Origin of the sequence: Xanthomonas sp. XNM01 (assembly GCF_014851915.1) — a bacterium.
Lineage (GTDB): Bacteria > Pseudomonadota > Gammaproteobacteria > Xanthomonadales > Xanthomonadaceae > Pseudoxanthomonas.
Map to the genome: position 1 here is coordinate 391,708 of NZ_JACVAP010000003.1, position 24,883 is coordinate 416,590.

General features: G+C 69.7%; 20 protein-coding genes and 1 riboswitch. Of the genes, 13 read left to right on the forward strand and 7 right to left on the reverse strand.

All coding sequences use genetic code 11. From position 1 onward, the window contains the following. Positions 1-25 precede the first annotated feature (25 nt). Positions 26-1,516 carry a DUF2271 domain-containing protein gene (locus IB242_RS13020; RefSeq protein ID WP_192279974.1) on the reverse strand — a complete coding sequence of 497 codons (1,491 nt, stop codon included), beginning with the start codon at positions 1,514-1,516 and terminating at the stop codon, positions 26-28. Between the two features lie 18 nt (positions 1,517-1,534). Next, entirely contained in the window at positions 1,535-2,422 is an 888-nt protein-coding gene (locus IB242_RS13025) for an EF-hand domain-containing protein (RefSeq protein WP_225540563.1), read from the reverse strand. A gap of 974 nt (positions 2,423-3,396) precedes the next feature. Here IB242_RS13025 and queD point away from each other — a divergent pair. Together queD and IB242_RS13035 are read left to right on the forward strand one after the other, a co-directional pair. Beyond that, positions 3,397-3,750, forward strand: coding sequence for a 6-carboxytetrahydropterin synthase QueD (gene queD, locus IB242_RS13030; RefSeq protein WP_192279978.1), 354 nt, complete (start codon positions 3,397-3,399; stop codon positions 3,748-3,750). A gap of 634 nt (positions 3,751-4,384) precedes the next feature. After that, entirely contained in the window at positions 4,385-4,771 is a 387-nt protein-coding gene (locus tag IB242_RS13035) for a phasin family protein (protein ID WP_192279980.1), read from the forward strand. Between the two features lie 420 nt (positions 4,772-5,191). On the opposite strand, the gene IB242_RS13040 is transcribed toward IB242_RS13035, so the two are convergent. Further along, complete coding sequence (locus IB242_RS13040) at positions 5,192-5,944, reverse strand: TMEM175 family protein (RefSeq protein WP_192279981.1); 753 nt, start codon at positions 5,942-5,944, stop codon at positions 5,192-5,194. A 27-nt stretch (positions 5,945-5,971) separates the two neighbouring features. Between IB242_RS13040 and IB242_RS13045 the strand changes: the two genes are divergently transcribed. From IB242_RS13045 to IB242_RS13065, 5 genes are all read left to right on the forward strand, one after another. Then, on the forward strand, positions 5,972-6,454 hold the full coding sequence (locus IB242_RS13045; protein ID WP_192279983.1) for a GAF domain-containing protein: 483 nt from the start codon (positions 5,972-5,974) through the stop codon (positions 6,452-6,454). After that, positions 6,451-6,831 (forward strand): TfoX/Sxy family protein, encoded by a 381-nt coding sequence (locus IB242_RS13050; protein WP_192279985.1) that lies wholly within the window; start codon positions 6,451-6,453, stop codon positions 6,829-6,831. The genes IB242_RS13045 and IB242_RS13050 overlap by 4 nt, the downstream gene beginning before the upstream one ends. Before the next feature lie 59 nt (positions 6,832-6,890). Then, positions 6,891-7,122, forward strand: a riboswitch (cobalamin riboswitch). Positions 7,123-7,245: 123 nt separating this feature from the next. Continuing rightward, a complete protein-coding gene (gene btuB, locus IB242_RS13055) occupies positions 7,246-9,090 on the forward strand; it encodes a TonB-dependent vitamin B12 receptor (RefSeq protein WP_192279987.1) in 1,845 nt (614 codons plus the stop codon). Between the two features lie 148 nt (positions 9,091-9,238). Beyond that, entirely contained in the window at positions 9,239-9,526 is a 288-nt protein-coding gene (locus tag IB242_RS13060; RefSeq protein ID WP_192279989.1) for a DUF2218 domain-containing protein, read from the forward strand. A gap of 342 nt (positions 9,527-9,868) precedes the next feature. Beyond that, complete coding sequence (locus IB242_RS13065; protein ID WP_192279991.1) at positions 9,869-11,017, forward strand: P1 family peptidase; 1,149 nt, start codon at positions 9,869-9,871, stop codon at positions 11,015-11,017. 100 nt (positions 11,018-11,117) lie between these two features. Here IB242_RS13065 and dinB read toward each other — a convergent pair whose 3' ends face one another. Then, the gene (gene dinB, locus IB242_RS13070; RefSeq protein ID WP_192280590.1) at positions 11,118-12,209 is read right to left on the reverse strand and encodes a DNA polymerase IV; all 1,092 of its coding nucleotides are present in this window, start codon (positions 12,207-12,209) and stop codon (positions 11,118-11,120) included. Between the two features lie 201 nt (positions 12,210-12,410). Between dinB and fabA the strand changes: the two genes are divergently transcribed. Then, the gene (gene fabA, locus IB242_RS13075; RefSeq protein ID WP_192279992.1) at positions 12,411-12,926 is read left to right on the forward strand and encodes a 3-hydroxyacyl-[acyl-carrier-protein] dehydratase FabA; all 516 of its coding nucleotides are present in this window, start codon (positions 12,411-12,413) and stop codon (positions 12,924-12,926) included. Positions 12,927-12,928: 2 nt separating this feature from the next. After that, positions 12,929-14,137, forward strand: a complete 1,209-nt coding sequence (fabB, locus tag IB242_RS13080) for a beta-ketoacyl-ACP synthase I (protein ID WP_192279995.1) — start codon at positions 12,929-12,931, stop codon at positions 14,135-14,137. Between the two features lie 298 nt (positions 14,138-14,435). On the opposite strand, the gene IB242_RS13085 is transcribed toward fabB, so the two are convergent. After that, positions 14,436-16,481, reverse strand: a complete 2,046-nt coding sequence (locus IB242_RS13085; protein ID WP_192279997.1) for a M3 family metallopeptidase — start codon at positions 16,479-16,481, stop codon at positions 14,436-14,438. Positions 16,482-17,414: 933 nt separating this feature from the next. Then, on the reverse strand, positions 17,415-18,524 hold the full coding sequence (locus IB242_RS13090) for a PLP-dependent cysteine synthase family protein (RefSeq protein WP_192279999.1): 1,110 nt from the start codon (positions 18,522-18,524) through the stop codon (positions 17,415-17,417). Positions 18,525-18,646: 122 nt separating this feature from the next. Between IB242_RS13090 and gloA the strand changes: the two genes are divergently transcribed. Continuing rightward, entirely contained in the window at positions 18,647-19,171 is a 525-nt protein-coding gene (gloA, locus tag IB242_RS13095) for a lactoylglutathione lyase (RefSeq protein ID WP_192280001.1), read from the forward strand. Positions 19,172-19,283: 112 nt separating this feature from the next. On the opposite strand, the gene glmS is transcribed toward gloA, so the two are convergent. Continuing rightward, on the reverse strand, positions 19,284-21,113 hold the full coding sequence (gene glmS, locus IB242_RS13100; RefSeq protein ID WP_192280003.1) for a glutamine--fructose-6-phosphate transaminase (isomerizing): 1,830 nt from the start codon (positions 21,111-21,113) through the stop codon (positions 19,284-19,286). A gap of 246 nt (positions 21,114-21,359) precedes the next feature. Between glmS and IB242_RS13105 the strand changes: the two genes are divergently transcribed. From IB242_RS13105 to IB242_RS13115, 3 genes are all read left to right on the forward strand, one after another. Further along, entirely contained in the window at positions 21,360-22,643 is a 1,284-nt protein-coding gene (locus IB242_RS13105) for an efflux RND transporter periplasmic adaptor subunit (protein WP_192280005.1), read from the forward strand. A 134-nt stretch (positions 22,644-22,777) separates the two neighbouring features. Next, positions 22,778-23,494 (forward strand): ABC transporter ATP-binding protein, encoded by a 717-nt coding sequence (locus IB242_RS13110; protein WP_192280593.1) that lies wholly within the window; start codon positions 22,778-22,780, stop codon positions 23,492-23,494. A 10-nt stretch (positions 23,495-23,504) separates the two neighbouring features. After that, positions 23,505-24,806, forward strand: coding sequence for an ABC transporter permease (locus tag IB242_RS13115; RefSeq protein ID WP_192280007.1), 1,302 nt, complete (start codon positions 23,505-23,507; stop codon positions 24,804-24,806). Positions 24,807-24,883 lie beyond the last annotated feature (77 nt).

Genomic DNA, 24,883 nt, shown 5'->3' on the forward strand with positions numbered 1-24,883 from the left:
GAAAATCGGGAACGAGCGGCTGGAATCAGCCGGGATCCGCGCGGCACGCCGGCTCGAGCCGGATCGCGCCGATCTCGCGCTCGCCGTGCGCGGTCCGCGCGCGTCGGCCGGGCCAGTCGAATGGCAGTTGCAGGGCTTCATGGCCGCCGTGCTCGCGCGCGGCTTCGACCTGCAGCAGGTAGCGGCCCGACGGCAGGGCCAGACCGCGGTCGTCGCGTCCATCCCAGGCCAGGTCGTAGGCGCCGGGGGCGCGGGTCGGCCGGGCGATGCCGAGCGCGGCCGCCGTGTCGTTGCGCCCGTAGTGGCGCCACCACGCCGGCAGCTCGCCCAGCCAGCGGCTGCGGTCGCCGAGCACCAGCAATTGCCGCAGCGGCGTGCCGTCGGGCGCCGAGATCCACATCGCCAGGTAAGGATTGCGGTCGCGGTCGCCGGCGGTCGACGGAATCGTGTAGCCGATCCGCAGGCTGCAGTCCTGTCCGCGTCGCCGTGGCACTTCACCGACGCTGGCCGGATCGAGCCGTGCATGCCACGCCGCCGAAGCGAACGGCACGCCCTGCTCGCCGACGATCAACGCCGCCACGCCGGGCAGGCGGTCGACCAGGGCAAGCCCATCGCGGATCGGCATCACCGTCAGTGCGGTCGCCAGCGCATCGGCGGTGACGGCATCGGGCGCGATGACCGTCGCGGACGGTGCATAGGTGACCGGCCAGCCGTCCGATGGATCGAGGATGTGGCTGAAGCGACGTCGCCCCACCGTGTAACCACGGCTGGTATGGCCGCTGGAGGCGACCGCCGCACCATCGGCCAGGCGCAGCGTGGCGATGCCGGTGGCATCGTCGTTGTCGCGCGGCGCCGTGGCGTCCGCGACCTTGACCTGCCAGGCGCCGCCACGCGCATCGGCCATGCCCCAGTACAGCCCATCGCCGCCGATCTCCAGCGCGATGCCACGTGCCTGCGGGAACTCCGTGCGCAGGTCCTGGACCACCGTATCGAGCACCTTGCCCTTGGCCAGCCCGTCGACGTCGAAGCGCAGTTCATCCGGCCGCGCCACCGGCGTCGCCGCCGGATCGAACTCGGCCGATGCCAGTGCGCGTGCGCTGCGGCGCAGTTCAGTCCGCGGCGGCAGCATGCCGCTGGCCTCGGCCTGCCGCCACTGCGCGCGCAGCGTGCCGAGCCGGCAGCTGAAGGCGCCATCGGTGCGCGCGCGCCAGTCCTCGCAGGCCTGCAACACCTCGCGCAGCGCCAGCGGCAGCGCGACCGGCGCGTTGGCCGCGTTGAAACGCGCCAGTGCGCTGTCGTCGCGCCAGCCACTGAGCTCGGCATCGAGCGCGTCGATCCGCTCCAGCGCGCGCGCCAGCATCCGCTCGGCGGTGATCGCGTCCACGCCGGACACCTGCAGGTCCAGCGAGGTGCCCAGTACTGGTTCGCGATGGAAGCGTTCGGCCGCGACGGCCGGGACGACCTGCAACGCGCAGGCGGCGATCAGCAGCGTCGGGAGCAGGCGTGGCGGCGGCATCGGCACGGTTCGGCTCACTCAGTCCGCGCTGCGTGCCGCGTGCGCAGGACGTGCGGCCGCTGCCTTCGCCACATCGGCCGCATCGACGGTGCCATTGCCGTCCAGGTCGGCGCGTTCGAAGATCCGCTTGCCGGATGCCGCGTACTCGTCCCAGCTGACGCGGCCGTCCTTGTCGGTATCCAGCGCGCCGAAGCGCACCCGCGCCTGCTCGACCGCACCATCGCGGCGGCTGGCGATCTGCCGGTCCAGGCGGTCTTCGTACTCGGCCAGGTACTCCTCGCCGCTGAGACGGCCGTCGCCGTTGCGGTCGGTGCGGGCGAAGGCCTCGGCGCGTGCGCGGTCGAACTCCGCGCGGCTCACCGTGCCGTCGCCGTCGGCGTCGTACATCGCCAGCATGCCGGCGCGGCTGTGCGTGGTCGGCATGCCGATCGGATCGCGCAGGCTGCCGGCGCGCGAAGCAGGCGTTTCCGCCGCGTCGGCGCTCTTCAGGTAATGCGCGTAGGCGCGCTCGCCCGACGCGTCGTACTCGGCGCGGCTGATGACGCCATCGCCGTCGGTATCCAGCGCCTTGATCCGCGTATGGGCTTGGCTGATGTGGCCCCGGCGCGCGGTCTCGATCTCGCGGTCGAGGCGCCCGGCGTATTCGTTCGCGTACTCCTCGACATCGACCGTGCCATCGCCGTTCTCGTCGGTCTCGGCGTAGCGTGCGCGGCGGAATGCCTCGAATCCGGCGAACGGCACGGCGCCATCGGCATCGGTGTCGTACTGGGCGATGAACTGCGCGGGCGGACTGCGATGGTCGGCCTCGCGCATCTGCGGCGCGCTGGCCGGAGCGGTCTGGACGGCGGCTGGCGCGATCGACGCGGCCAGCGCCAGGGCGAGCAGCCCGGGAACGGTCGGATGCATGGCGGTTCTCCTGGAACGGGGCGGTTACTGTTCGAGCACGCGCAGGCCGGGCGTGTCGCGGTTGCTGTAGTCCGGTACGGGCGCGGGGCGGCGATGCCGGACCCGCGCCAGGACGGTGCCGGCCCGCTCGCGCGGAGGCGCACCCTGCCCTGCGCATCGGTCGGCAACGAGGTTTCATGCGGTTCGAGGCCCGAAGTCCAGATCGCCTCGCCCACCTCGACTTTCTGGCCGGGCAGCTGGCGGCCATCGAAACGCACCTCGAACACGACGCGCTCGCCGGCAGACAGTTCGACGGGATGGGGCAACGGCACCGTCTCCAGGCCTTCGCCATGCGACGTGAGCGTGGCGGTATCGGACGCACCGGCGCTCACGCAGGACTCGGCGCGGGTCGGCGACTGGACGTGCCTGAGCAGCGCGCTACCGGCAGGCGGCGGCCCGCTGGCATCGCGGCTGCTCGGGATCCTGCCGTCCAGTTCGCAGGTGCGGAACACGGCACCGGGCCGATGCCAGGTGGAAAACCGGCAGGTGCGCGCAGCGGCCAGCCGGTGTTCGAGGACGGCACGGGTCTTCAGCAGCTGCACCGCGTCGGGCGCAACGGTGGCGCCATCCGTCCCGGGCATGCCGAAGCGAACGTCGTCGAAGGCCACGTCCGGGATCGAGAAGGTCTCGCTGGACGCGGCATCCAGCGTGGTCGTGGTCGCGACCCGCGCGGAGTCTGCCCGCGCCAGAGCCGTGGTATGCGGCTGCAGCGACGCACAGGCGATGGACGGCAACAGCGCGGCCGCAGCCAGCGCGTGCAGGGGCTTGGCCTTCATCGGGCACGGTCCTGGAGCGGCAGTGGATGCTGGCGCTACGGAGGCGTGAGCTCCGATCCGGCTGGCGGGGTCGCGGCGAGTCTACTCGTTGTTGAGAATCGTTTACAACAAGTGAAGGGCACAATTGCCGCGGGCAGACACCCGGCGGACAATGTCGGCATGGATATCTTCAAGGTCTTCACCCTCGAGGCGGCGCACCGTCTGCCGCACGTTCCCCCCGGCCACAAGTGCTCGCGCCTGCATGGCCACTCCTTCCGCGTGGAGATCCATGTCTCCGGCGAGCCCGATGCGCACAGCGGCTGGGTGATGGATTTCGCCGACATCAAGTCCGCCTTCAAGCCGCTGTACGACCAGCTCGATCATCACTACCTCAATGACATCGAGGGCCTGGACAACCCGACCAGCGAACGCCTCGCGGTCTGGATCTGGGAGCGGCTCAAGCCGACCCTGCCCCTGCTGAGCGAAGTCGTGGTCTACGAGACCTGCACCTCCGGCTGCCGCTACCGCGGCTGACCCGCGCATCGCGGTTGCTGGAATCTTCCGCTGCGGCGGGACCGGCGCTGGAGCAGCATCCGCGGCGGCGAGCGCGGGCTCGCAGGCGGGCCGGATGTCTGCGGACGGTGACCGTGAAACGGCAGATCGACTGCAGCGGTCACGACGCCGCCAACGGCAGCCTGACCTCCAGACGGGTGATCACCGGCGTCGCATCCGACTGGTGCAGCCGGGAGGCGCGACCTTGGGGGCGGGAAGCGGCTTCCCCCGCCCCCTCCCTGGGCGTACCCGTTCCAGCGCCCCAAGGCAACGCCAACTCGACGATCGGCATGATGCCGGCGGCGGTGCCATCGAGACGATCTGCCAGCCAACCCGGGTGCTCACTCGGTGCCGCAAGCGGGACGGGCTGGAATTCCCCTCAACCGCCCGCCGCAGGCCGCCCTGCCGGACAGGCACGTGACTCCCCCCTGGTTTACGTAGCGCCTCAACTGCCATTGCGCGCGTCCGGGGCCGCGGCGACCGCCTTCACGAACGCCGTCACTTTCAGCATCCGGAACGCGAGATGAACATTTCCGTACGGCACTTGTTGCATCGCAACAAAAGTCGCCGTATGCTGCGTCGCACCATGAAGGCAAATCCGTCAACGGAGTCAGCCATGTCCTACCAGTTCAACGATTTCACCGGCTATACCCACCAGTTCGCCGCTGCCGCTGCCCGCCTGAACCGGCTGGCGCTGGAAAACGCTGAGACCGTGTTCGGCGTGCAGCTGCGTACCTTCGAGAAGAACGTCGACGCCACCACCAGCTATCTGAGCGAGCTGGCCGAGGCGCGCGATCTGGAGTCGTTCAAGACCCTGTGGCCGAAGGGCCTGCAGGTGGCCCGCGACAACGCCGAGCGCGTCGCCGTCGCCGGCCAGGAAGTCTTCGGCCTCACCCTGAAGACCACCGAAGCCTTCGGCCAGCTCGCCAAGAACCAGTTCGAGTCCGCGACCGAGCAGGCGCAGGCCACCGTCGCCAAGGCGACCAAGGCCGCGCGCAAGTAAGCGCAGCCGTTCAACAGTTCGAAGAATTTGCGGGGATCCCTCCCTCCCCGCAATGCACGACCCGGTAGCTCCCTCCCGCTGCCGGGTCTTTTTTTGTCCGCGCGGCAGGCAGCCGTTGCCGTTGCCGTTGCCGTTGCCGTTGCCGTTGCCGTTGCCGTTGCCGTTGCCGTTGCCGTTGCCGAGATTCTGCTCTGGCTTTGCTCTGGCTTTGCTCTGGCTTCGGCTTTTGACCCACCCGAGCCGTAAAGCAAGCCGAGCACCGGAGTCGGAAGCGGCCGAAGAGGCGCCCAAACGCGCTGCGCTCAGACAAGGGCGCCTCTCCGGCCGCACCAGGCTGCGATGCTCGGCTCGCTTTAAGGCGCAGATAATCAAAAGCACAAGCAGCAACTGCAACTGCAACTGCAACTGCAAGGCTGCGCGTCAGGCGTCGGCGACGGGCTGCCGCGATGGCCTGCCACGCTCCAGCCGCACCGCGTACAGCGGCATGCTCACGCACAGGCTGACGTAGACCCACATCGGCGCGCCCATCAGCACCGCAGGTGGATCGTCGAGCAGCAGGACCAGCCCGCTCAGGACGATGCTGGCTGCGGCCGTCAGGCACAGGATGCGGTGCAGGCCGATCTCGCCCATGGTCAGGTGACGCTCCTCCGCATCGAGCGCCAGCGCATCGGCATTGCACAGTGCGTGGGCATTGAGCTGGCACACGATCAGTGCCAGCAGCCCGAAGCCGGCGCTGTAGACGATGAAGGCGGTCTGCAGGTCCAGCTGCAGGTCCGGACCCGGCGCCAGGCCCAGTTCGTCGGGCAGCCAGCCACCGCTGAGCAGGGACAGGAAGCTGGAGATGACCATCCGCAACGGATAAACGTACACCAGTACCACCAGTACGAAGGCCAGGCTGAGCAGGGTCGAGCGCGCATCGTCCAGGCCGAAGCGCCGGCTCCAGCGTCCGTGTGCGCTCCAGAACAGCGCCAGCAGGGCGAAACAGGCGATGAAGGCCGGCACCCGTCGCATCGCCTCGCGCAACTCCGCCGCCGAGCCAGGCAGCTGGTCGACGAAGATCACCAGCAGGGTCAGCGAGAACGCGAACGCTGCATCGACGAACGTCTCGGTGCGCGTGACCTGCGTGCCGCGCATCCGGAAGCCATCCACCACCGGTCCGTGCCTGTCCGTCATCGGATGCCCCGCTGTTAGACTTGCGGCATGTTCGCCGCCTCCACGCTCACCGGCAGCAAGCCGGACCAGTACGCGCAGCTGCTCGATCAGGCCCGTGGCCTGATGTACGGCGAACGCGACCGCATCGCCAATGCCGCCAACCTGTCGGCGCTGGTCTACCACGCGCTGCCACAGCTGAACTGGGTCGGATTCTACTTCTACGACGGGACCGAACTGGTGGTCGGGCCGTTCCAGGGACTGCCGGCCTGCATCCGCATTCCACTGCACAAGGGCGTGTGCGGCGCGGCGGCGAGCACCGGCGTCACCCAGCGCGTCGACGACGTGCACGCGTTTCCCGGCCACATCGCCTGCGACGCGGCCTCGCGCTCGGAACTGGTGGTGCCGCTGTTCGACGGCGAGCGCCTGATCGGCGTGTTCGACCTGGACAGTCCCGAGCCGTCGCGCTTCGACGCCGACGACCAGGCCGGCCTCGAAGCCATCGCCGCGGCCTTCGTGGCGGCGTTGCGATGAGCACCGCCACGCTGCGCAACATCGGCCCCAAGAGCGCAGCCTGGCTGCGCCAGGTCGGCCTGCGCACGCCCGAGGATCTGGCAGCGGCGGGCACCATCCAGGCCTTCCTCAAGGTGCGTCGTGCCGGCTTCAAGCCAAGCCTCAACCTGCTCTACGCGCTGGAAGGCGCGCTGCTGGACTGCCACTGGCACGACGTGCCGGACGCGCGCCGCCAGCAGTTGCTGGCCGAGCTCGAGACGGCCACCGCCGCTCAGCCGCCTGCACGCGGCCAGCAGGCCGCCGGTCCGGTGACCACCGCCTGGCATGCCAGCGGTCAGGACGACGACGAGGCACCCGACGACGGCGACACATCGCCGGACGGATCGGACGAGGACTGAAGGCCCTCGCGGCATCAGCCCCACGCGGCGGCACGACCGGTCCGCGCTGCGGATCGCATACAATCGCGCCGCTGCAAGGTGATCCACCGGCCCCGGCCGATGGATTTAAACGGGAAGCCGGTGCGTCTTCGACCACGCCGGCGCTGCCCCCGCAACGGTAGGCAACCCCAGGCCGCGACATCCGCCACTGTGCATTGCATGGGAAGGCGTCGCGGCTGGTGCGGGCTCCGGCATCGCCGGAACCTGCACGGGTTGCGAGCCCGGAGACCGGCCTTGCGGATTCCAGGTTGCGATGCGGAGGGCGTCGCGGCGTGCCGACGCCGTGGCGTCAGTCCGTCCGCACCCGTCATCCGTCCCGCGACTCCCTTTCCCGGCCGTTGCCGTACCGCGCCCGTGCGCGCTGGAGTTGTCCGAATGAAGTGCCGTTCCCTGACCGCCGCCATCGCCTTCGCGCTGGCCCTGCCCGCCTTTTCCGCCCTGGCCGGAGACGCCACCGAGCTGGACGAAGTGCTGGTGACCGCCACCCGTACCGAAATCGCGCTGCGCGACAGCCTCGCGCCGGCACAGGTGATCGGCCGCGACGAGATCGAACGCAGCCAGGCAACCTCGCTGCAGGACCTGCTGCGCGGTCGTGCAGGCATCAACCTGGTCAACAGCGGCGGGCCGGGCAAGCAGACCTCGCTGTTCCTGCGCGGCACCAATTCGTCCCACACCCTGGTGCTGGTCGACGGCGTGCGGATCAACACCGCCGACATGGGCCTGGCGATGATCCAGGACCTGCCGGTCGAGCAGATCGAACGCATCGAGGTCGTGCGCGGCCCGGCATCGAGCCTGTACGGCGCCGACGCGATCGGCGGCGTGATCCAGATCTTCACCCGGCGCAATCCGGGCCAGTTCCTGCCGCACTTCCGCATCGGCGGCGGCAGCAACGGCCTGCGCGAAGCCACCGGCGGCTTCGGCGGCACCGGCGAGCGCGGCTGGTTCGGCACCGACATCGCCTACCAGCACTCCGACGGCATCAATGCCTGCCGTGGCTCGGCCACGCTGGGCACCGGCTGCTTCGCCGACGAGCCCGACCGCGACGGCTACCGCAACCTGTCGGCCAGCCTGCGCGGCGGCTACAGCCTGAGCGACACGCTGAGCATCGAGGGCTCGGCCCTGCGTGCCGACGGCGAGAACCACTACGACGGCTTTTACGACTACTCCGAGACCCGCCAGCAGGTCGTCGGCGGCACGCTGCGCTACGTTCCCAACGCACGCTTCGGCCTGACCGTCAGCGCCGGCCGCGCCGACAACGAGTCCGAGAACTTCAAGGGCAGCACCTGGCTGGGCAGCGCCCAGACGCATCGCGACACCGCCTCGGCGCAGGCCGACTTCGGCGTGGCCGACGGCCAGCTGCTGAGCGTCGGCGTGGACTGGAGCGAGGATGCGCTGGATGGCAGCAGCGCCGGTTATCTGGTCGACAGCCGCGACAACACCGGCGTGTTCGTGCAGTACCAGGCCCGCTTCGGAGGCCATTCGCTGCAGGCCAGCGCGCGCAACGACGACAACGCGCAGTTCGGCAACCACAGCACCGGCAGCCTGGCCTGGGGCCTGGCGTTCGGCGCCGGCTTCAAGCTGACCGCCAGCGTCGGCACCGCGTTCAAGGCGCCGACCTTCAGCGATCTGTACGACCCGTGGAGCGGCACCCCGACGCTGGATCCGGAGGAGTCGCGCAGCGCCAACCTCGGCATCGCCCAGCATGGCGCCGGCTGGCACTGGGGCCTGGACCTCTACCAGACCCGGATCGACGACCTGATCACCTACGACAGCAGCACCTGGAGGATGGCGCAGGTGGAGAAGGCGCGGATCCAGGGCGCTGAACTGACTGGCGGCCTGGAACTGGCCGGCTGGGTCCTCAGCGCGCAGGCCAGCTACACCGATCCGCGCAACCGCACCGATGGCAGCGCGCAGTACGACAACCTGCTTGCCCGCCGCGCGAAGCTGACCGCCCGCATCGATGCGGACCGTCGCTTCGGCGCCCTGAAGATCGGCGCGACCGTGCACGGTACCGGCGAGCGCTACGACGACGCGGCCAATGGCAACCGCCTGGGCGGTTACGGCACGGCCGATCTGCGCGTCGAGTACGCACTGGGCGCCGACTGGACGCTGCTGGGCCGGGTCGGCAACCTGTTCGACCGCGACTACGAAACCGTGTCCTGGTACAACCAGCCCGGCCGCGAGTTCGGCCTGAGCCTGCGCTACCAGCCGCAGCGCTGACGACCCGCTGCAGACAGCCGTACCGGCACCGCACGGGTGCCGGTACGGCTCATGGCGCAACGCAGCATTCCGCAGGCGGCACCGGTCGCGCCGGGACGCGCTGCCTATACTCGGCCCCGCTCTCCTCATCCCCCACTGAGGTCCTGCCATGCCGATCAGCCGCACGATCGTGGCGTCCAACGATGCCCAGCGCCTGCTGCGCACGCTCAGCAACCACTGGCGCCACCGCTTCGCCGTGCGCAGCGACAGCGAGTCGCACGCGCATATCCCGTTCGCCGAAGCCGCCGGTGCCGATTTCGAGGTCGAGGGCCAGACCCTGGCGATCCGCGTCGTCCACGACGATGGCGCCGGCCTGGCCGGTCTGCGCGAGGTGATCGAATCGCACCTGCAGCGCTTCGCCCGCGACGAAACGCTGGCGTTCGACTGGCGCAGCTGACGCCGCACGTCCTTCACCGGTCGGGTCGCGTCCACCCGTTCCAGCGCACGCGCCCTCACCTGCACGGAGCGCATGTGCCGATGCATGCCGGCGGGATGGGCGCGACCGCCATCGCGCCGGTGATCGGCGAACGGGCGTCCCTCCGGCACCGTGCCCGATCGGCCATGCCGTTCCGCAGTCCCTCGGCCATCGCCGCACCCCGGGCCGCCTGGCGCGGGCGGCCACGGCCGGATGCCCACCTGCGTACGCCCCGCCACGGGCTGGCCTCGCGGGTTCGCCTCGCGGAATCGACCGGCGGGCATCGCCAATAATCGGTACGGTCCCCCTCACCGGTTCATCGCGATGAAGCCTGCCGCCGCCATCCTGCTGGCCCTGGCCTGCGCCACCTGCTGCGATCTGCACGCCGCCGAGCGTCCACGTGCACGCGAGGCCGGCATCATCGTCGGCGTACTGCCACCCGGCCCGCTCAACGCGATCACCGACGTGCCCGGCGTGCGCGTCGGCCAGTCCACGCCACCGGACGGCCTGCCCTGGAGCGGTGTGACCGCGATCCATCCGCACGAAGGCAATGCCTTCCTGTCGCGGGTGCCGGCCGCGATCGAGGTCGGCAACGGCTTCGGCAAGCTGATCGGGCTGAGTCAGGTGCGCGAGCTGGGCGAGCTGGAAACGCCGGTGGTGCTGACCGGCACGCTGGCCACCTGGCGCGCGGCCGACGCCACCGCCGGCTGGCTGCTGCGCCAGCCGGGCATGGAGCAGGTGCGCTCGATCAATCCGGTGGTCGGCGAGACCAACGACGGCTTCCTGGTCGACATCCGCGCACGCGCACTGCCCGCCGAAGCGGTCGAGTCCGCGTTGAGCGACGCCGACAGCGGCCCGGTGGCCGAGGGCGCGGTCGGTGCCGGCGCGGGCACGGTCGCGTTCGGCTGGAAGGGTGGCATCGGCACCAGCTCGCGCGTGGTCGAACACGGCGCGGGACGGCATACGCTGGGCGTGCTGGTGCAGAGCAACTACGGCGGTCGCCTGACCGTGGCCGGCGTGCCGGTCTGGCGCACCCTGCCCGACCCGCGCGGGGTCGCCGCCTCACGCGAGGCCGCGCCGAACACCGGCGACGGCAGCATCATGATCGTGGTCGCCACCGATGCGCCGCTGGACGCGCGGCAGCTGGGACGACTGGCCAGGCGCGCACTGTTCGGCCTGGCCCGCACCGGCTCGTCGATGTCGCATGGCTCGGGCGATTACGTGATCGCCTTCAGCAACGCCTCCGCGCTGCGCCACGGGCCGGGCGAAGCCGCCCCCGCCGCGACGCTGCTGGCGGACGAAGCGATGACCCCGCTGTTCGAAGCCGTCGCCGATGCGACCGAGGAAGCCATCCTCAATTCGATGTTCCGCGCGCGGACCGTGCGGGGACATCGCGGCACGGTGCCGGCGCTGCCGCTGGCGCCCGTGCTGGACCAGCTGCGTGCGGCGGGGGCGGTCGCCACGCAACCGTAGCGATGCGAGTCGTCGGGCATTGCAGCGCAACGCGACACCACGCGGCGGCGGCGCCGACAGCGGCCGGATCAGCGCGCGGCCATGACCGGCGTCGCCACGCTCACTGCAGCGCGAACAGGTCCGGCTGCAGCACGATCTCCTCGCGATCGCGGAACCCCGACAACCCGACACCGACCAGGCGATAGCGCGTTTCGGCCGGCAGTTCGACCCGGTCGCGCAGCGCCAGCGCGATCGCCTCAACCTCGGCCGCCGACGCCGGCACCGCATCAGGGGTGAAGCTGCGGGTCAGGATCCGGAACTGCGCGGTCTTCAGTTTCAGCACCACGGTGCGGCCGATGCGCTCGGTCTTGCGTGTCGCCGCCCAGGTGCGGCGTGCCAGTTCGCGGATCGCCGGTTCCAGCGCCTCCAGCGGCAGGTCCTCGGCGAAGGTGTCTTCGGACGAGATCGACTGCACCGGCTGGTCCGGCTGCACCGGGCGCTCGTCCACGCCGCGCGCGCGCCGGTGCAGCGACGCGCCGAAACTGCCGAAGCGCTGCTGCAGCGTTTCCAGCGACAGCGCGCGCAGCTGGCCGACGGTGTCCACGCCCAGCTCGGCCAGCCTGGCCTGCATGACCTTGCCGACGCCGGGAATCCGGGCGACCGGCAGCGGCGTCAGGAAAGCCTCGACCTGGCGCGGGCGCAGCACGAACAGGCCATCGGGCTTGCGCCAGTCCGAAGCGATCTTGGCCAGGAACTTGTTCGGCGCGACGCCGGCCGAAGCGGTCAGCGACGTCTCCTCGCGGATCTGCGCGCGGATCGCTTCGGCCACCGCGGTGGCGCTGGGCAATCCCGAGGTCGGTTCGGTCACATCCAGATACGCCTCGTCCAGCGACAGCGGCTCGACCAGCGCGGTATGGCCGAGGAAGATCTCGCGGACCTGACGCGACACCGCCTTGTAGCGGGTGAAATCGGGTGGCACGAACACGGCGTCCGGGCACAGCCGCTCCGCGCGCAGCGCCGGCATCGCCGAACGCACACCGAATCTGCGTGCCTCGTAGGAGGCCGCGCACACCACCGAGCGCGCACCACGCCAGGCCACGACCACCGGGCGGCCGCGCAACGCAGGGTCGTCGCGCTGCTCCACGGACGCGTAGAAGGCGTCCATGTCCACGTGGATGATCTTGCGCTGCAGGGGGACGGGCTCGGACGCCATCCGCGCATTGTCGCCGAGCTGTCCGCTCCGGGACATGGGACCATCGGTCCTGCCGGCCGGCCATCGCCCCGGCAAGCCCCTGATCCCACTGCGATCGCGGCAATGCCGCACTGCAAACAGACGCCCACGTATGGCTAAAACATTTGATTGAAACCATACGCCTCGGGCACCCTTTGCACGTTCGCTTTATCCGGATCCGACATGACCCGCCTTTCTTCGTTCACGCGCGAGCAGCTGGAAGCCAGCGGCCGCGGTGAGCTGTTCGCCAGCGGCGACGCGCGCCTGCCCGCCGACCCGATGCTGATGTTCGACCGCATCACCGAGATCAACGACACCGGCGGTGCGCACGGCAAGGGCTTCATCCGTGCCGAACTCGACATCCACCCGGACCTGTGGTTCTTCAAGTGCCACTTCATCGGCGACCCGGTGATGCCCGGCTGCCTGGGTCTGGATGCGATGTGGCAGCTGGTCGGCTTCTACCTGACCTGGCTGGGCGCGCCCGGCCGCGGCCGCGCGCTGGGCTGCGGCGAGGTCAAGTTCACCGGCCAGGTGCTGCCGACGGCGAAGAAGGTGACCTACGAGATCGACATCAGCCGCGTGATCAACCGCAAGCTGGTGATGGCCCAGGGCGACGGCCGCATGTTCGTCGACGGCCGCGAGATCTACACCGCCAAGGACCTGCGCGTGGGCCTGTTCACCTCGACCGAGGACTTCTGAGCATGCGTCGCATCGCCATCACCGGCATGGGCATCACCTCCTGCCTGGGCAACGACCTGGACACCGTCTCGGCCTCGCTGCGCGACAGCCGTGCCGGCATCCGCTTCCTGCCCGACCACGCCGAGCGCGGCCTGCGCAGCCAGGTCGGCGGCAAGGTCGAACTCGACCTGGACGCGGTCATCGACCGCAAGCTCAAGCGCTTCATGAGCGACGCGGCGGCCTACAGCTACGTGGCGCTGCGCGACGCGATCGCCGACGCCGGTCTGGACGAGGCGCTGGTCAGCCAGCCGCGGACCGGCCTGATCGCCGGCTCCGGCGGCGGTTCCAGCCACTGGCAGATCGAGGCCGGCGACCTGGCACGCGAGCGCGGCGTGCGCAAGGTCGGCCCGTACATGGTCCCGCGCACGATGTGCTCGACCGTGTCGGCCAACCTGGCCACCGCATTCAAGATCAAGGGCCTGAGCTATTCGATCAGCGCCGCCTGCGCAACCTCGGCGCACTGCATCGGCGCCGCGGCCGACCTGATCCGCCACGGCGCGCAGGACATCGTCTTCGCCGGCGGTGGCGAGGACCTGGACTGGACCATGAGCGTGATGTTCGACGCGATGGGTGCGCTGTCCAGCAGCTTCAACGAAACCCCGGAAACCGCCTCGCGCCCGTACGACGCGGACCGCGACGGCTTCGTCATCGCCGGTGGCGGCGGCATGCTGGTGCTCGAGGACTGGGACCACGCCGTGGCCCGTGGCGCGCGCATCCACGCCGAGCTGGTCGGCTACGGCGTGACCTCCGACGGCGCCGACATGGTCGCCCCGTCCGGCGAAGGCGCGGTGCGCTGCATGCGCATGGCGATGGAGACCGTCGACACGCCGATCGACTACCTCAACACCCACGGCACCTCGACCCCGCTGGGCGACGTCACCGAACTCAACGCGGTGCGCGAAGTGTTCGGCGAGGCGGTGCCGCCGCTGTCGTCGACCAAGGCGCTGTCGGGCCACTCGCTCGGCGCCGCCAGCGTGCACGAGGCGATCTACAGCCTGCTGATGATGCGCGACGGCTTCATCGCCGGCTCGGCCAACATCCAGACCCTGGACCCGCGCGCCGAAGGCTTCCCGATCGTGCGCGAGAGCCGCGACGCCCAGCTGACCACGGTGATGTCCAACAGCTTCGGCTTCGGCGGCACCAACGCGACGCTGGTGTTCCGCCAGGCCTGAACCCGCATGGGTTCCGGTCTCCAGAGCCCCCTTTGGTAAAGGGGGCGCGGCGAAGCCGCGGGGATTCGGAAGAGCGAGCGCGGGGCCCTAGGTTTCGCATCGCGGAACCTCGGGAGCCAGGGCTGCGCAGCAGCGATGGCGTCCCCGACAGCTTCGGCTTCGGCGGCACCAACGCGACGCTGGTGTTCCGCCAGGCCTGAACTGGATGGACATGAGGCAACGAAGAAGCCCGGCATCTGCCGGGCTTTTTCGTATCAGCGATCCGGCGCTCCAGCTGCGCCGCGTTCCTACGCAGCGCTCAACCGGCAAGCGGCTCGCCCGCCTCATTCATTCCGCCATGGCGCAGCAGCGCGTCGATCCGCGGCGCACGCCCCCGGAACGCGGTGAAGTTCTCCAGCGCGCTGCGGCTCCCGCCGCGCGACAGCACCTCGGCCAGGAAGCGCGCGCCGGTCTGCGCCAGCTGGTCCGGCGTCTCCTCGAATGCTGCATAGGCGTCGGCGCTGAGCACTTCGGCCCACTTGTAGCTGTAGTAGCCGGCCGCGTAGCCGCCGGCGAAGATGTGGCTGAACTGGTGCGGGAAGCGATGCCAGGCCGGCGCGCGGTTGACCGCGACCTCGTCGCGGATCCGTTCCAGCAGCTGCAGCACGCTGTCCTGCTGCGGGTCGAAGCGGCTGTGCAGCTCCATGTCGAACAGTGCGAACTCCAGCTGGCGCACGGTGAACATGCCGCTCTGGTAGTTCTTCGCCGCCAGCATCTTTTCGTACAGCGCGCGCGGCAGCGTACTGCCGTCATCGACATGCGCGGTCATCGCCTGCAGCCGCGCCCACTCCCAGCAGAAGTTCTCCATGAACTGGCTGGGCAGTTCGACCGCGTCCCATTCCACGCCGTTGATGCCGGCCACCGGCAGCTCGCCGATCCGGGTCAGCAGCTGGTGCAGGCCGTGGCCCATCTCATGGAACAGCGTGGTGACCTCGTTGTGGCTGAAGGTCGCCGGCCTGTCGTCCACGCCGCGGCCGAAGTTGCAGACCAGGTACACCAGCGGGGTCTGCACGCCATCGGCACGGTCGCGACGGTTGCGGCAGTCGTTCATCCACGCACCGCCGCGCTTGCCCTCGCGTGCGTACAGGTCCAGGTAGAACTGGCCGACCAGCGCGCCATCGGCGTCGACCAGCCGGTAGAACCGTACGTCCTCGTGCCAGACCGGCGCGGTGTCTGCTTCGACCCGCACGCCGTACAGGTCGTGGATCAGGCCGAACAGGCCGTCGAGCACGCGCGGCTCGGTGAAGTAGCGCTTCACCTCCTGCTCGGAGAAGCTGTAGCGCGCCTGCTTGAGCTTCTCGCCGGCCCAGCTCAGGTCCCAGGGCTCGAGCGTGTCCAGGCCGAGCTGGTCGCGGGCGAAGGCTTCCAGCTCGGCGCGGTCGCGACGCGCGTGCGGCAGCGCGCGCGTGGCCAGGTCGCGCAGGAAGGCCAGCGCCTCGTCGGCCGACTGCGCCATCTTGGTTTCCAGCGAATAGCCGGCGTAATGCTCGAAGCCGAGCAGCGCGGCCAGTTCGGCACGCAGCGCCAGCAGCCGCTCGATCAGCGGGCCGTTGTCCTGCGCTTCCGGCCCGACCTCGGACGCGCGCAGGCCGTTGGCGCGATACAGCCGCTCGCGCAGCGCGCGGTCGTCGGCCAGCATCTGCACCGGCAGATAGCACGGCATCTGCAGGCTCAGCAGCCAGCCGTCCCTGCCTTCCTTCTCCGCACGCGCACGCGCGGCGACGATCACGTCGTCGGGCAGACCGGACAGCTGCGCAGCATCGTCGACGTAATGGCTGTAGGCATCGGTGGCATCGAGCACGTTCTCGGAGAACTTCGCACCCAGCGAGGACAGTTCTTCCTGGATCTCACTGAAGCGCACCTTCTGCGCGTCGTCCAGCTCCGCGCCGCCGAGGCGGAAATCGCGCAGCGCGTTCTCCACCACCTTGCGCCGGACCGCGTCGTAACCGTCCCATTCGGCCGACGCGCGCAGCGCCTTGTACTGCGCGTACAGCGCCAGGTTCTGCCCGATCGCGCTGCCGAAGCGGCTGACCTTGGGCAGGTTGGCGTTGTAGGCCTCGCGCAGCGCCGGCGTGTTCACCACCGCCTGCAGGTGCCCGACCAGGCCCCAGGCCCGCCACAGCCGCTCGGTGGCGTCCTCCAGCGGCACCACGAAGGTTTCCCAGCCGACCGGCGACACGGACTCGGCCTGCGCGACCGCCGCCTCGGCCTCGGCCAGCAGCTGGTCGATCGCCGGGCCGATGTGCTCGGGGGTGATCGCATCGAAGCGCGGCAGGCCGGAGAAGTCGAGCAGGGGGTTGGTCATGGCGGGAGTCCTTGGGAACGGGAGCCGCCCGGCGCGGCGATGCGCGGGGTGGCGACCGGGTAGAGATGCGCGCCGCCGGCCCGGAAATCAAGCCGGCGGGCGGTTGCGGTTGCGGTTGCGGTTGCTGTGGCTGTGGCTGTGGCTGTGGCTGTGGCTGTGATTTTGACTTTGACGGCCTGCGCCTTAGAGCAAGCCGAGCACCGGAGCCGGAAGCGGCCGAAGAGGCGCCCTTGTCTGAGCGCAGCGAGTTTGGGCGCCGTGCCGCTTCCGGCGAGGAGCGGAGGGGACCGCTGCGTAGCAGCGGATTGCGTCGGCGCCTGCGGTTTTGCTTACTTTTGACAAGACAAAAGTAAGCCGCGCAACAGCGCGGAAGCCGTTGCCCTGAAGCCTTGGCTTCGGCTGTTGCCGTTGCCGTTGCCGTTGCCGTTCAGCCAGCCACAGCCGAGGCAGAAGCTGAAGCAGCAACAGAGCTTTCGCTCTACCCGCTGCGCGGGCCGGAGCGAGTCACTTTTCTTTGCTTGTGCAAAGAAAAGTAACCAAAAGAAAGCACAGCCGGTCCGCGAGCCGCCGCGGCTGCGCCACGCCGGTGCCCTGCGCTTCTCGCAAGAACGGGGCCGGCCCACAACTCGCTGCGCTCAGACACGTGGGCCTCTTCGTCCCCGCCCCTGCTGCGATGCTCGGCTCGCTTCACGGCATCGAAAAGTCGAAAGCCGAAAGCCGAAAGCAACAGCGGAAGCGGAAGCGGAAGCGGAAGCGGAAATTGAAGCAACAGCAGGGAAGAGCAGCAGCAAAGCTGGTGCAGGAACGCTGATCGGGATGACTGTCGCGGCGACTTCGACTTCGACTTCGACTTGAACTCCGACGGTGACGGCGACGGCGAAGGCGAAGGCGAAGGCGAAGGCCGGCAGCGTGGGTTGGCTGCCGGCGCAGGGCTCAGTCGGCCCGTTCCGCCCACGGCAGATCGGGCAGCGGCTCCCCCTTCGCCGCGGCCGTGATCGCCGCATCGCAGTCGACCATGTCGATGCGTCGCTCCAGGTACCACTCGCGGTTGTAGTAGCTGTGCGCGTAGCGGTCGCCGCTGTCGCAGAGGATGGTGACGATGGAGCCGCTGCGGCCTTCGGCGCGCATGCGCTGTGCGGCAGCCAGCACGCCGACGAAGTTGGTGCCGGTCGAGCCGCCGACACGGCGGCCCAGGCGGGCGTTGACGTGGCGCATCGCGGCCAGGCTCAGTGCGTCGGGCACCTTGACCATCGCGTCGACGCAGCCGGGGATGAAACTGGATTCCACCCGCGGCCGGCCGATGCCTTCGATCCGCGAGCCGCCGGTATCGGCCAGCTGGCGCCAGTCCTCGCGGCCGTCCAGCGCGGCGCGGTAGCCGTCGAAGAACACCGAGGTTTCCGGGTCGGCGCAGAGGATGCGGGTGTCGTGACGGCGGTAGCGCACGTAGCGCCCGAGCGTGGCCGCGGTGCCGCCGGTGCCCGGCCCGCAGACGATCCACTCGGGGATCGGATGCGGCTCCTCGGCCAGCTGCTTGAAGATCGACTCGGCGATGTTGTTGTTCGCCCGCCAGTCGGTGGCGCGCTCGGCGTAGGTGAACTGGTCCATGAAGTGGCCGCCGGTCTCGCGCGCGAGGCGGTGCGAGGTGCCGTCGAGGTCGCAGGCGCGGTCGACCAGATGGCAGCGTCCACCGTGGAACTCGATCGCGGCGATCTTCTCCGGCGAGGTCGCCGCCGGCATCACCGCGATGAACGGCAGGCCGAGCAGGCGTGCGAAATAGGCTTCGGACACCGCGGTCGAGCCGCTGGAGGCCTCGATCACCGGCGCGCCTTCGCGCAGCCAGCCGTTGGCCAGCGCGTACAGGAACAGCGAGCGCGCCAGCCGGTGCTTCAGGCTGCCGGTCGGGTGACTGGACTCGTCCTTGAAGTACAGGTCGATGCCGGGATGTCCGGGCAGCGACATCGGGATCAGATGGGTATCGGCCGAGCGGTTGAAGTCGGCTTCGATCTTGCGGATGGACGCAGCCACCCATGCGCGCTGGGACATCGCCGGGAACAGGACGGGAAGACGGGCCATTCTACGCCCGGCCACCGATGACCGCCGTTCGCGTGCCGCTGAACGGGGTGGCCGCTACACTGCCCGGCCTCTTCCCCCGACAGGACGCTTCGATGAGCCTGAGTTCCATCCAGCAGCAGCCCGGCGTGGTCGCGCCGCCCGCCGAGACCGCCGGTTTCGTGTTCAACCACACCATGCTGCGGGTCAAGGACGCCGCCGCCTCGCTGGACTTCTACACCCGCGTGCTCGGCTTCCGCCTGCTCGACCAGCGCGACTTCCCGGAAGCGCAGTTCAGCCTGTACTTCCTGGCCCTGCTGCCGGCGGACACCACGGTTCCGGAAGACGACGACGCCCGCCGCCTGTGGATGGCAGGCATTCCCGGCGTGCTCGAGCTGACCCACAACCACGGCACCGAGCGCCAGGACGGCCCGGTCTACCACGATGGCAACAGCGACCCGCGCGGTTTCGGCCACATCTGCGTGTCGGTGCCGGACATCCGCGCCGCCTGCGCCCGCTTCGACGACCTGAAGGTGCCTTACCAGAAGCGTCTTGAGGACGGCCGGATGAAGCACCTGGCCTTCATCAAGGACCCGGATGGTTACTGGGTGGAGATCATCTCCAACACCGGCCGCTACTGAGCGGCACGCCACCACGCCGGATGCCGATGGCGCCGGTGCGGTGCTGCAAGCACCGCTGCAACGAAGAACGCCGGCCACTGGCCGGCGTTCTTTCATCCCGTCGACCGCGCGGTCACTCCACGGTGACCGACTTGGCCAGGTTGCGCGGCTTGTCGACGTCGGTGCCGCGCGCCAGCGCGGTGTGATACGCCAGCAGCTGCACCGGGATGGTGTGCACCACCGGGCTGAGCACGCCGGTGTGGCGCGGGGTGCGGATCACGTGCACGCCCTCGGACTCGCTGAAGTGGCTGTCCTGGTCGGCGAACACGAACAGCTCGCCACCACGCGCGCGCACTTCCTGCATGTTCGACTTCACCTTTTCCAGCAGTCGGTCGTTCGGCGCGATCACCACCACCGGCATCTCCGCGTCGACCAGCGCCAGCGGGCCGTGCTTGAGCTCGCCGGCCGGATAGGCCTCGGCGTGGATGTAGGAGATTTCCTTCAGCTTGAGCGCACCTTCCAGCGCGATCGGGTAATGCAGGCCGCGGCCGAGGAACAGCGCATTGGCCTTGCCGGCGAAACGCTCGGCCCAGGCCTGGATCTGCGGCTCCAGGTTCAACGCGTGCTGCACGCTGCCGGGCAGGAAGCGCAGCTGCTCGACATAGCCGGCCTCGTCGGTCTCGCTGACGCGGCCATGCAACTTGCCAAGCACCACCGCCAGCTGGAACAGCGCGACCAGCTGGGTGGTGAAGGCCTTGGTCGAGGCCACTCCGATCTCGGCGCCGGCGCGGGTGTAGCAGACCAGTTCGCTGGCGCGCGGGATCGCGCTCTCGGGCACGTTGCAGATCGACAGCGTGTGCGCGTGGCCCAGCGACTTGGCGTATTTCAGCGCCTCCATCGTGTCCAGCGTCTCGCCGGACTGGGAAATGGTGACCACCAGATGCTTCGGGTCGGCGAAGGCGTCGCGGTAGCGGTATTCGCTGGCGATCTCGACGCTGCACGGCAGGCCGGCGATGGCCTCGATCCAGTAACGCGCGGTCAGGCCGGCATAGTAGCTGGTTCCGCAGGCCAGGATCTGCACGCCGGTGATGCCCGACAGCACCGCTTCGGCGTCACGGCCGAACAGCGTGGCCGGGAAGCCGCCGGCATCGATCGCCGCTTCCAGCGTGTCGGCGATCGCGCGCGGCTGCTCGTGGATCTCCTTCTGCATGAAGTGCCGGTACGGGCCCAGCTCCAGCGAGGCCAGCGACACGTCGGATAGATGGATCTGGCGCTGCACCGGCGCGTCGTCGGCGCCATAGACCTGGACGCCGTCACGGCGGATCTCGGCGGTATCGCCCTCTTCCAGGAAGATCACCTGGCGGGTGGCCTGGATCACCGCCGACACGTCGGAGGCGACGAAGTTCTCGCCCTCGCCGATGCCGATCAGCAGCGGGCAGCCCATGCGCGCGCAGACGAAGCGGTCCGGCTCGGCCTGGCTGACCACCGCCAGCGCGTAGGCGCCGGTGAGTTCCTTGACCGTGCGCTGCAGCGCGGCCAGCAGGTCGCCGCCCTGCTTGAGGTGATGGTTGATCAGGTGCGCGATGACCTCGGTATCGGTCTGCGACTCGAACACGTAACCGAGCGCGGCCAGCTTCTCGCGCTGTGCCTCGTGGTTCTCGATGATGCCGTTGTGGACCAGCACCACGCCGTCACTGAGGTGCGGGTGGGCGTTGGCCTCGGTCACACCGCCATGCGTGGCCCAGCGGGTGTGGCCGATGCCGATCGTGGCATCGAAGCCTTCGGCCGCGGCGGCGGTGGCCATCTCGGCCACGCGCCCGGTGCGGCGCACGCGGCGGATGCCGGCATCGGCCAGCACGGCGATGCCGGAGGAGTCGTAGCCGCGGTACTCGAGCCGCTTCAGGCCTTCGATCAGGACGGGGACCACATCGCGATCCGCGATCGCGCCAACGATGCCGCACATGCAGTCGAATCCTGCTGGGTGAAGACCCGCGATTCTACTGGACGCGCCATAACGCAGGCCGACCGCTGTCCCGCATGGACAGCCGGTGTCCGCTGGATGTCCGCGCCACGGCGCGGTGTCCGGCCGCTGTCCGGCGGACGCCGCGGACACTGCGCCGCGGCGCGGACATCCTTTCCAATCAGTGACTTGCGTTTGGCACGCGTTCTGCATTGAAGACACGCGAACACCAACGTCACCGGGGACACGATGATCCGCGACACCTCCGCCCAGGACCGCTCGGTCCACACCACCTCCACCGCGGCCCGGCCGGCCTGGCGCCGCTGGGTGTGGCCGGCTGTCGGCGGCGGCGCCGTCCTGCTGCTGGCCGGCTGGGTGGTGAACAGCTGGAGCGGTGCGGGCCAGTCCTACGACATGAGCCGGGTCCGCATCGCCGAGGTCAAGCGCGGCGACCTGGTCCGCGACCTGTCGGCCGAAGGCAAGGTCATCACCGCCAACAGCCCGACCCTGTACGCGATCGCCGGCGGCACCGTGGCGCTGCAGGTGGTGGCCGGCGACACCGTCGAGAAGGGCCAGGCGCTGGCGGTGATCGACAGCCCCGAACTGCGCAGCAAGCTGGTGCAGGAAGAATCGACCCTGGCCAGCATGGAAGCCGAGGCCAGCCGCGCCCAGCTGGATGCGCAGATCGCGCGGCTCAATGCGCGCAAGGCGCTGGACCAGGCGCAGATCGACCATACCGCAGCCAAGCGCGACCTGGAGCGCTACGAGCGGGCGTATGCCGGCGGCGCGGTGTCCAACAACGAGCTGGCGCGTGCGCGCGACGAACTGAAGAAGGCCGAGATCGGCTTGGAGGCCACCCAGAGCGATGCCGGCCTGCAGGACCAGGGCGCGGCGCTGGACGCGCGCAACAAGCGCCTGCTCGCCGACCGCCAGAAGGCGGTGGCCGCCGAGCTGGAACGCCAGGTCGACGCACTGACCATCCGCGCGCCGTTCGACGGCCAGGTCGGCCAGGTGCAGATCGCGCAGGGCACCAACGTGGCGATCAACGCGCCGATCCTCAGCGTCATCGACCTGAGCGAGTTCGAGGTCGAGATCCGCGTGCCGGAAAGCTTCGCCCGCGATCTGGCGATCGGCGTGCCGGCGCAGGTCACCACCCAGGGCAAGGTGTTCGCCTCGGCCGTGTCGGCGGTGTCGCCGGAGGTGGTCAACGGCGAGGTCACCGCACGCCTGCGCTTCGCCGATGGCGAGCAGCCGCCGGGCCTGCGCCAGAACCAGCGCCTGTCGGCGCGGATCGTGCTCGATACCCGCAAGGACGTGCTGATGGTCGAGCGCGGTCCGTTCCTGGAACAGGACGGCGGCCGCTTCGCCTGGGTCATGAACGGCAACACCGCCGAGCGCCGCACGATCCAGGCCGGCGCCAGCAGCCTCAACGCGGTGGAGATCGTCTCGGGCCTGGAAGCGGGCCAGCGCATCGTGATTTCCGGCACCGACCAGTTCACCGACACCGAACGGGTGCGCATCTCCGGACAGTGACACCTCGCCCGCCCGCGCATCCGTTCCCGCTTCTCCCGCTGCACCGACACACAGCACATCGCATCCACCCGGTCCGCGTCGGTTCGCCGCACCGGGTGACCATGCCCTCATCGCCCACCAGCAAGGACACCACCATGCTCGACATGCGCCAGGTCGCCAAGGTCTACCGCACCGAACTCGTTGAAACCCACGCCCTGCGCTCGCTGGACCTGCATGTGGCCGAAGGCGAATTCGTCGCCGTCACCGGGCCCTCCGGTTCCGGCAAGACGACCTTCCTCAACATCGCCGGCCTGCTGGAAACCTTCACCGGCGGCGAGTACCTGCTCGACGGCGTGGACGTGAAGGGCCTGGACGACAACCGCCGTTCGCGCCTGCGCAACGAGAAGATCGGCTTCATCTTCCAGGGCTTCAACCTGATCCCCGACCTCAACCTGTTCGACAACTGCGACGTGCCGCTGCGCTACCGCGGACTGCCGTCGGCCGAGCGCAGGCAGCGGATCGAGGAGGCGCTGTCGCAGGTCGGCCTGGGCTCCCGGATGAAGCACTACCCGGCCGAACTGTCCGGCGGCCAGCAGCAGCGCGCCGCGATCGCCCGTGCACTGGCCGGCACTCCGCGCCTGCTGCTGGCCGACGAACCCACCGGCAACCTCGACTCGCAGATGGCGCGCGGCGTGATGGAGCTGCTTGAGGAGATCAACGCCCGCGGCACCACCATCGTGATGGTCACCCACGACCCGGAACTGGCCGCACGCGCGCGTCGCAACGTGCACATCGTCGATGGCATGGCCACCGACCTGACCCGGGAATCGAGCCTGGTCCGCCACGGCGTCGACGCGACGGCCACCGCCTGAGGAGCCTGCCATGCTCGGCTACTACTTCAATCTCGCGCTGCGCAGCTTCAGGCGCAACAAGGCGATCACGGCGCTGATGGTGCTGGCGATCGGCCTGGGGATCGGCGCATGCATGACCACGTTGACCGCGTTCCGGGTGCTGTCGGGCGACCCGATCCCGGAAAAGAGCGACCGCCTGTTCTACGTGCAGCTCGATCCGCAGACGCTGCGCGGCATGGTGCCGGGCGAGGAACCGGAAACCCAGATGACCCGCTTCGATGCCGAGGCACTGCTGCGCGAGAAGCGTGGCGTGCGCCAGGCGATGATGACCGGCGGCAGCGTGTCGATCACGCCGGAGAACGCGGACCTGCCGCCGTTCTTCACCGATGCGCGCTACACCAGCGGCGACTTCTTCGCGATGTTCGCCGCGCCGTTCCGTCATGGCACCAGCTGGCGCAGCGAGGACGATGACGCCAGCGCGCGCGTGGCGGTGATTTCCGGCACCCTCAACGACCGCGTCTTCGGTGGCGAGGACAGCACCGGCAGGACCCTGGTGATCGGCGGCAGCGAGTTCCGCATCGTCGGCGTGCTCGACACCTGGCGGCCGACGCCGCGGTTCTACGACCTCAACACCGGCCGCTACGGCGAGGTGGAGGACGTGTTCCTGCCGTTCCAGACATCGCGCGCGCTCGACCTGGGCCGCAACGGCAGCATGAACTGCTGGGCCGACACCGCCGGCGACGACACCGGCGTCAACGCGCCATGCGCGTGGATCCAGTACTGGGTGGAACTGGAGAACAGCGGGCAGGCGGCCGGCTACAAGGCCTACCTGGACAACTACTCCGCGCAGCAGAAGGCGGCCGGCCGCTACGAGCGCGACCCCAACACGCGCCTGCGCGACGTGATGGAGTGGCTGGACTACAACAAGGTGGTGCCGCGCGACGTGGTGATGCAGCTGTGGCTGGGCGCGGCGTTCCTGCTGGTCTGCCTGGTCAACACCATCGGCCTGCTGCTGGCGAAGTTCCTGCGCAGGAGCGGCGAGATCGGCGTGCGGCGCGCGCTCGGCGCCTCGCGCCGGGAGATCTTCAAGCAGTGCCTGGTCGAGGCCGGCACGGTCGGCCTGGCCGGCGGCGTCCTCGGCCTGCTGCTGTCGCTGCTCGGCCTGTGGGCGGTGCGCCAGCAGCCGATGAGCTACGCCAAGCTCGCCCACCTGGATCTGTCGATGCTGCTGACCACCTTCGCCCTGGCGATCGCCGCCAGCCTGATCGCCGGCCTGCTGCCGGCGTGGCGCGCGATGCAGGTCACCCCGGCGATCCAGCTCAAGAGCCAGTGACGGTGCGCGGGGCCCTGCCCCGCCACTGTCCACCAGAACCGACTGCGCGGGGAAACCCCCCCGCTGCACAGAACCCG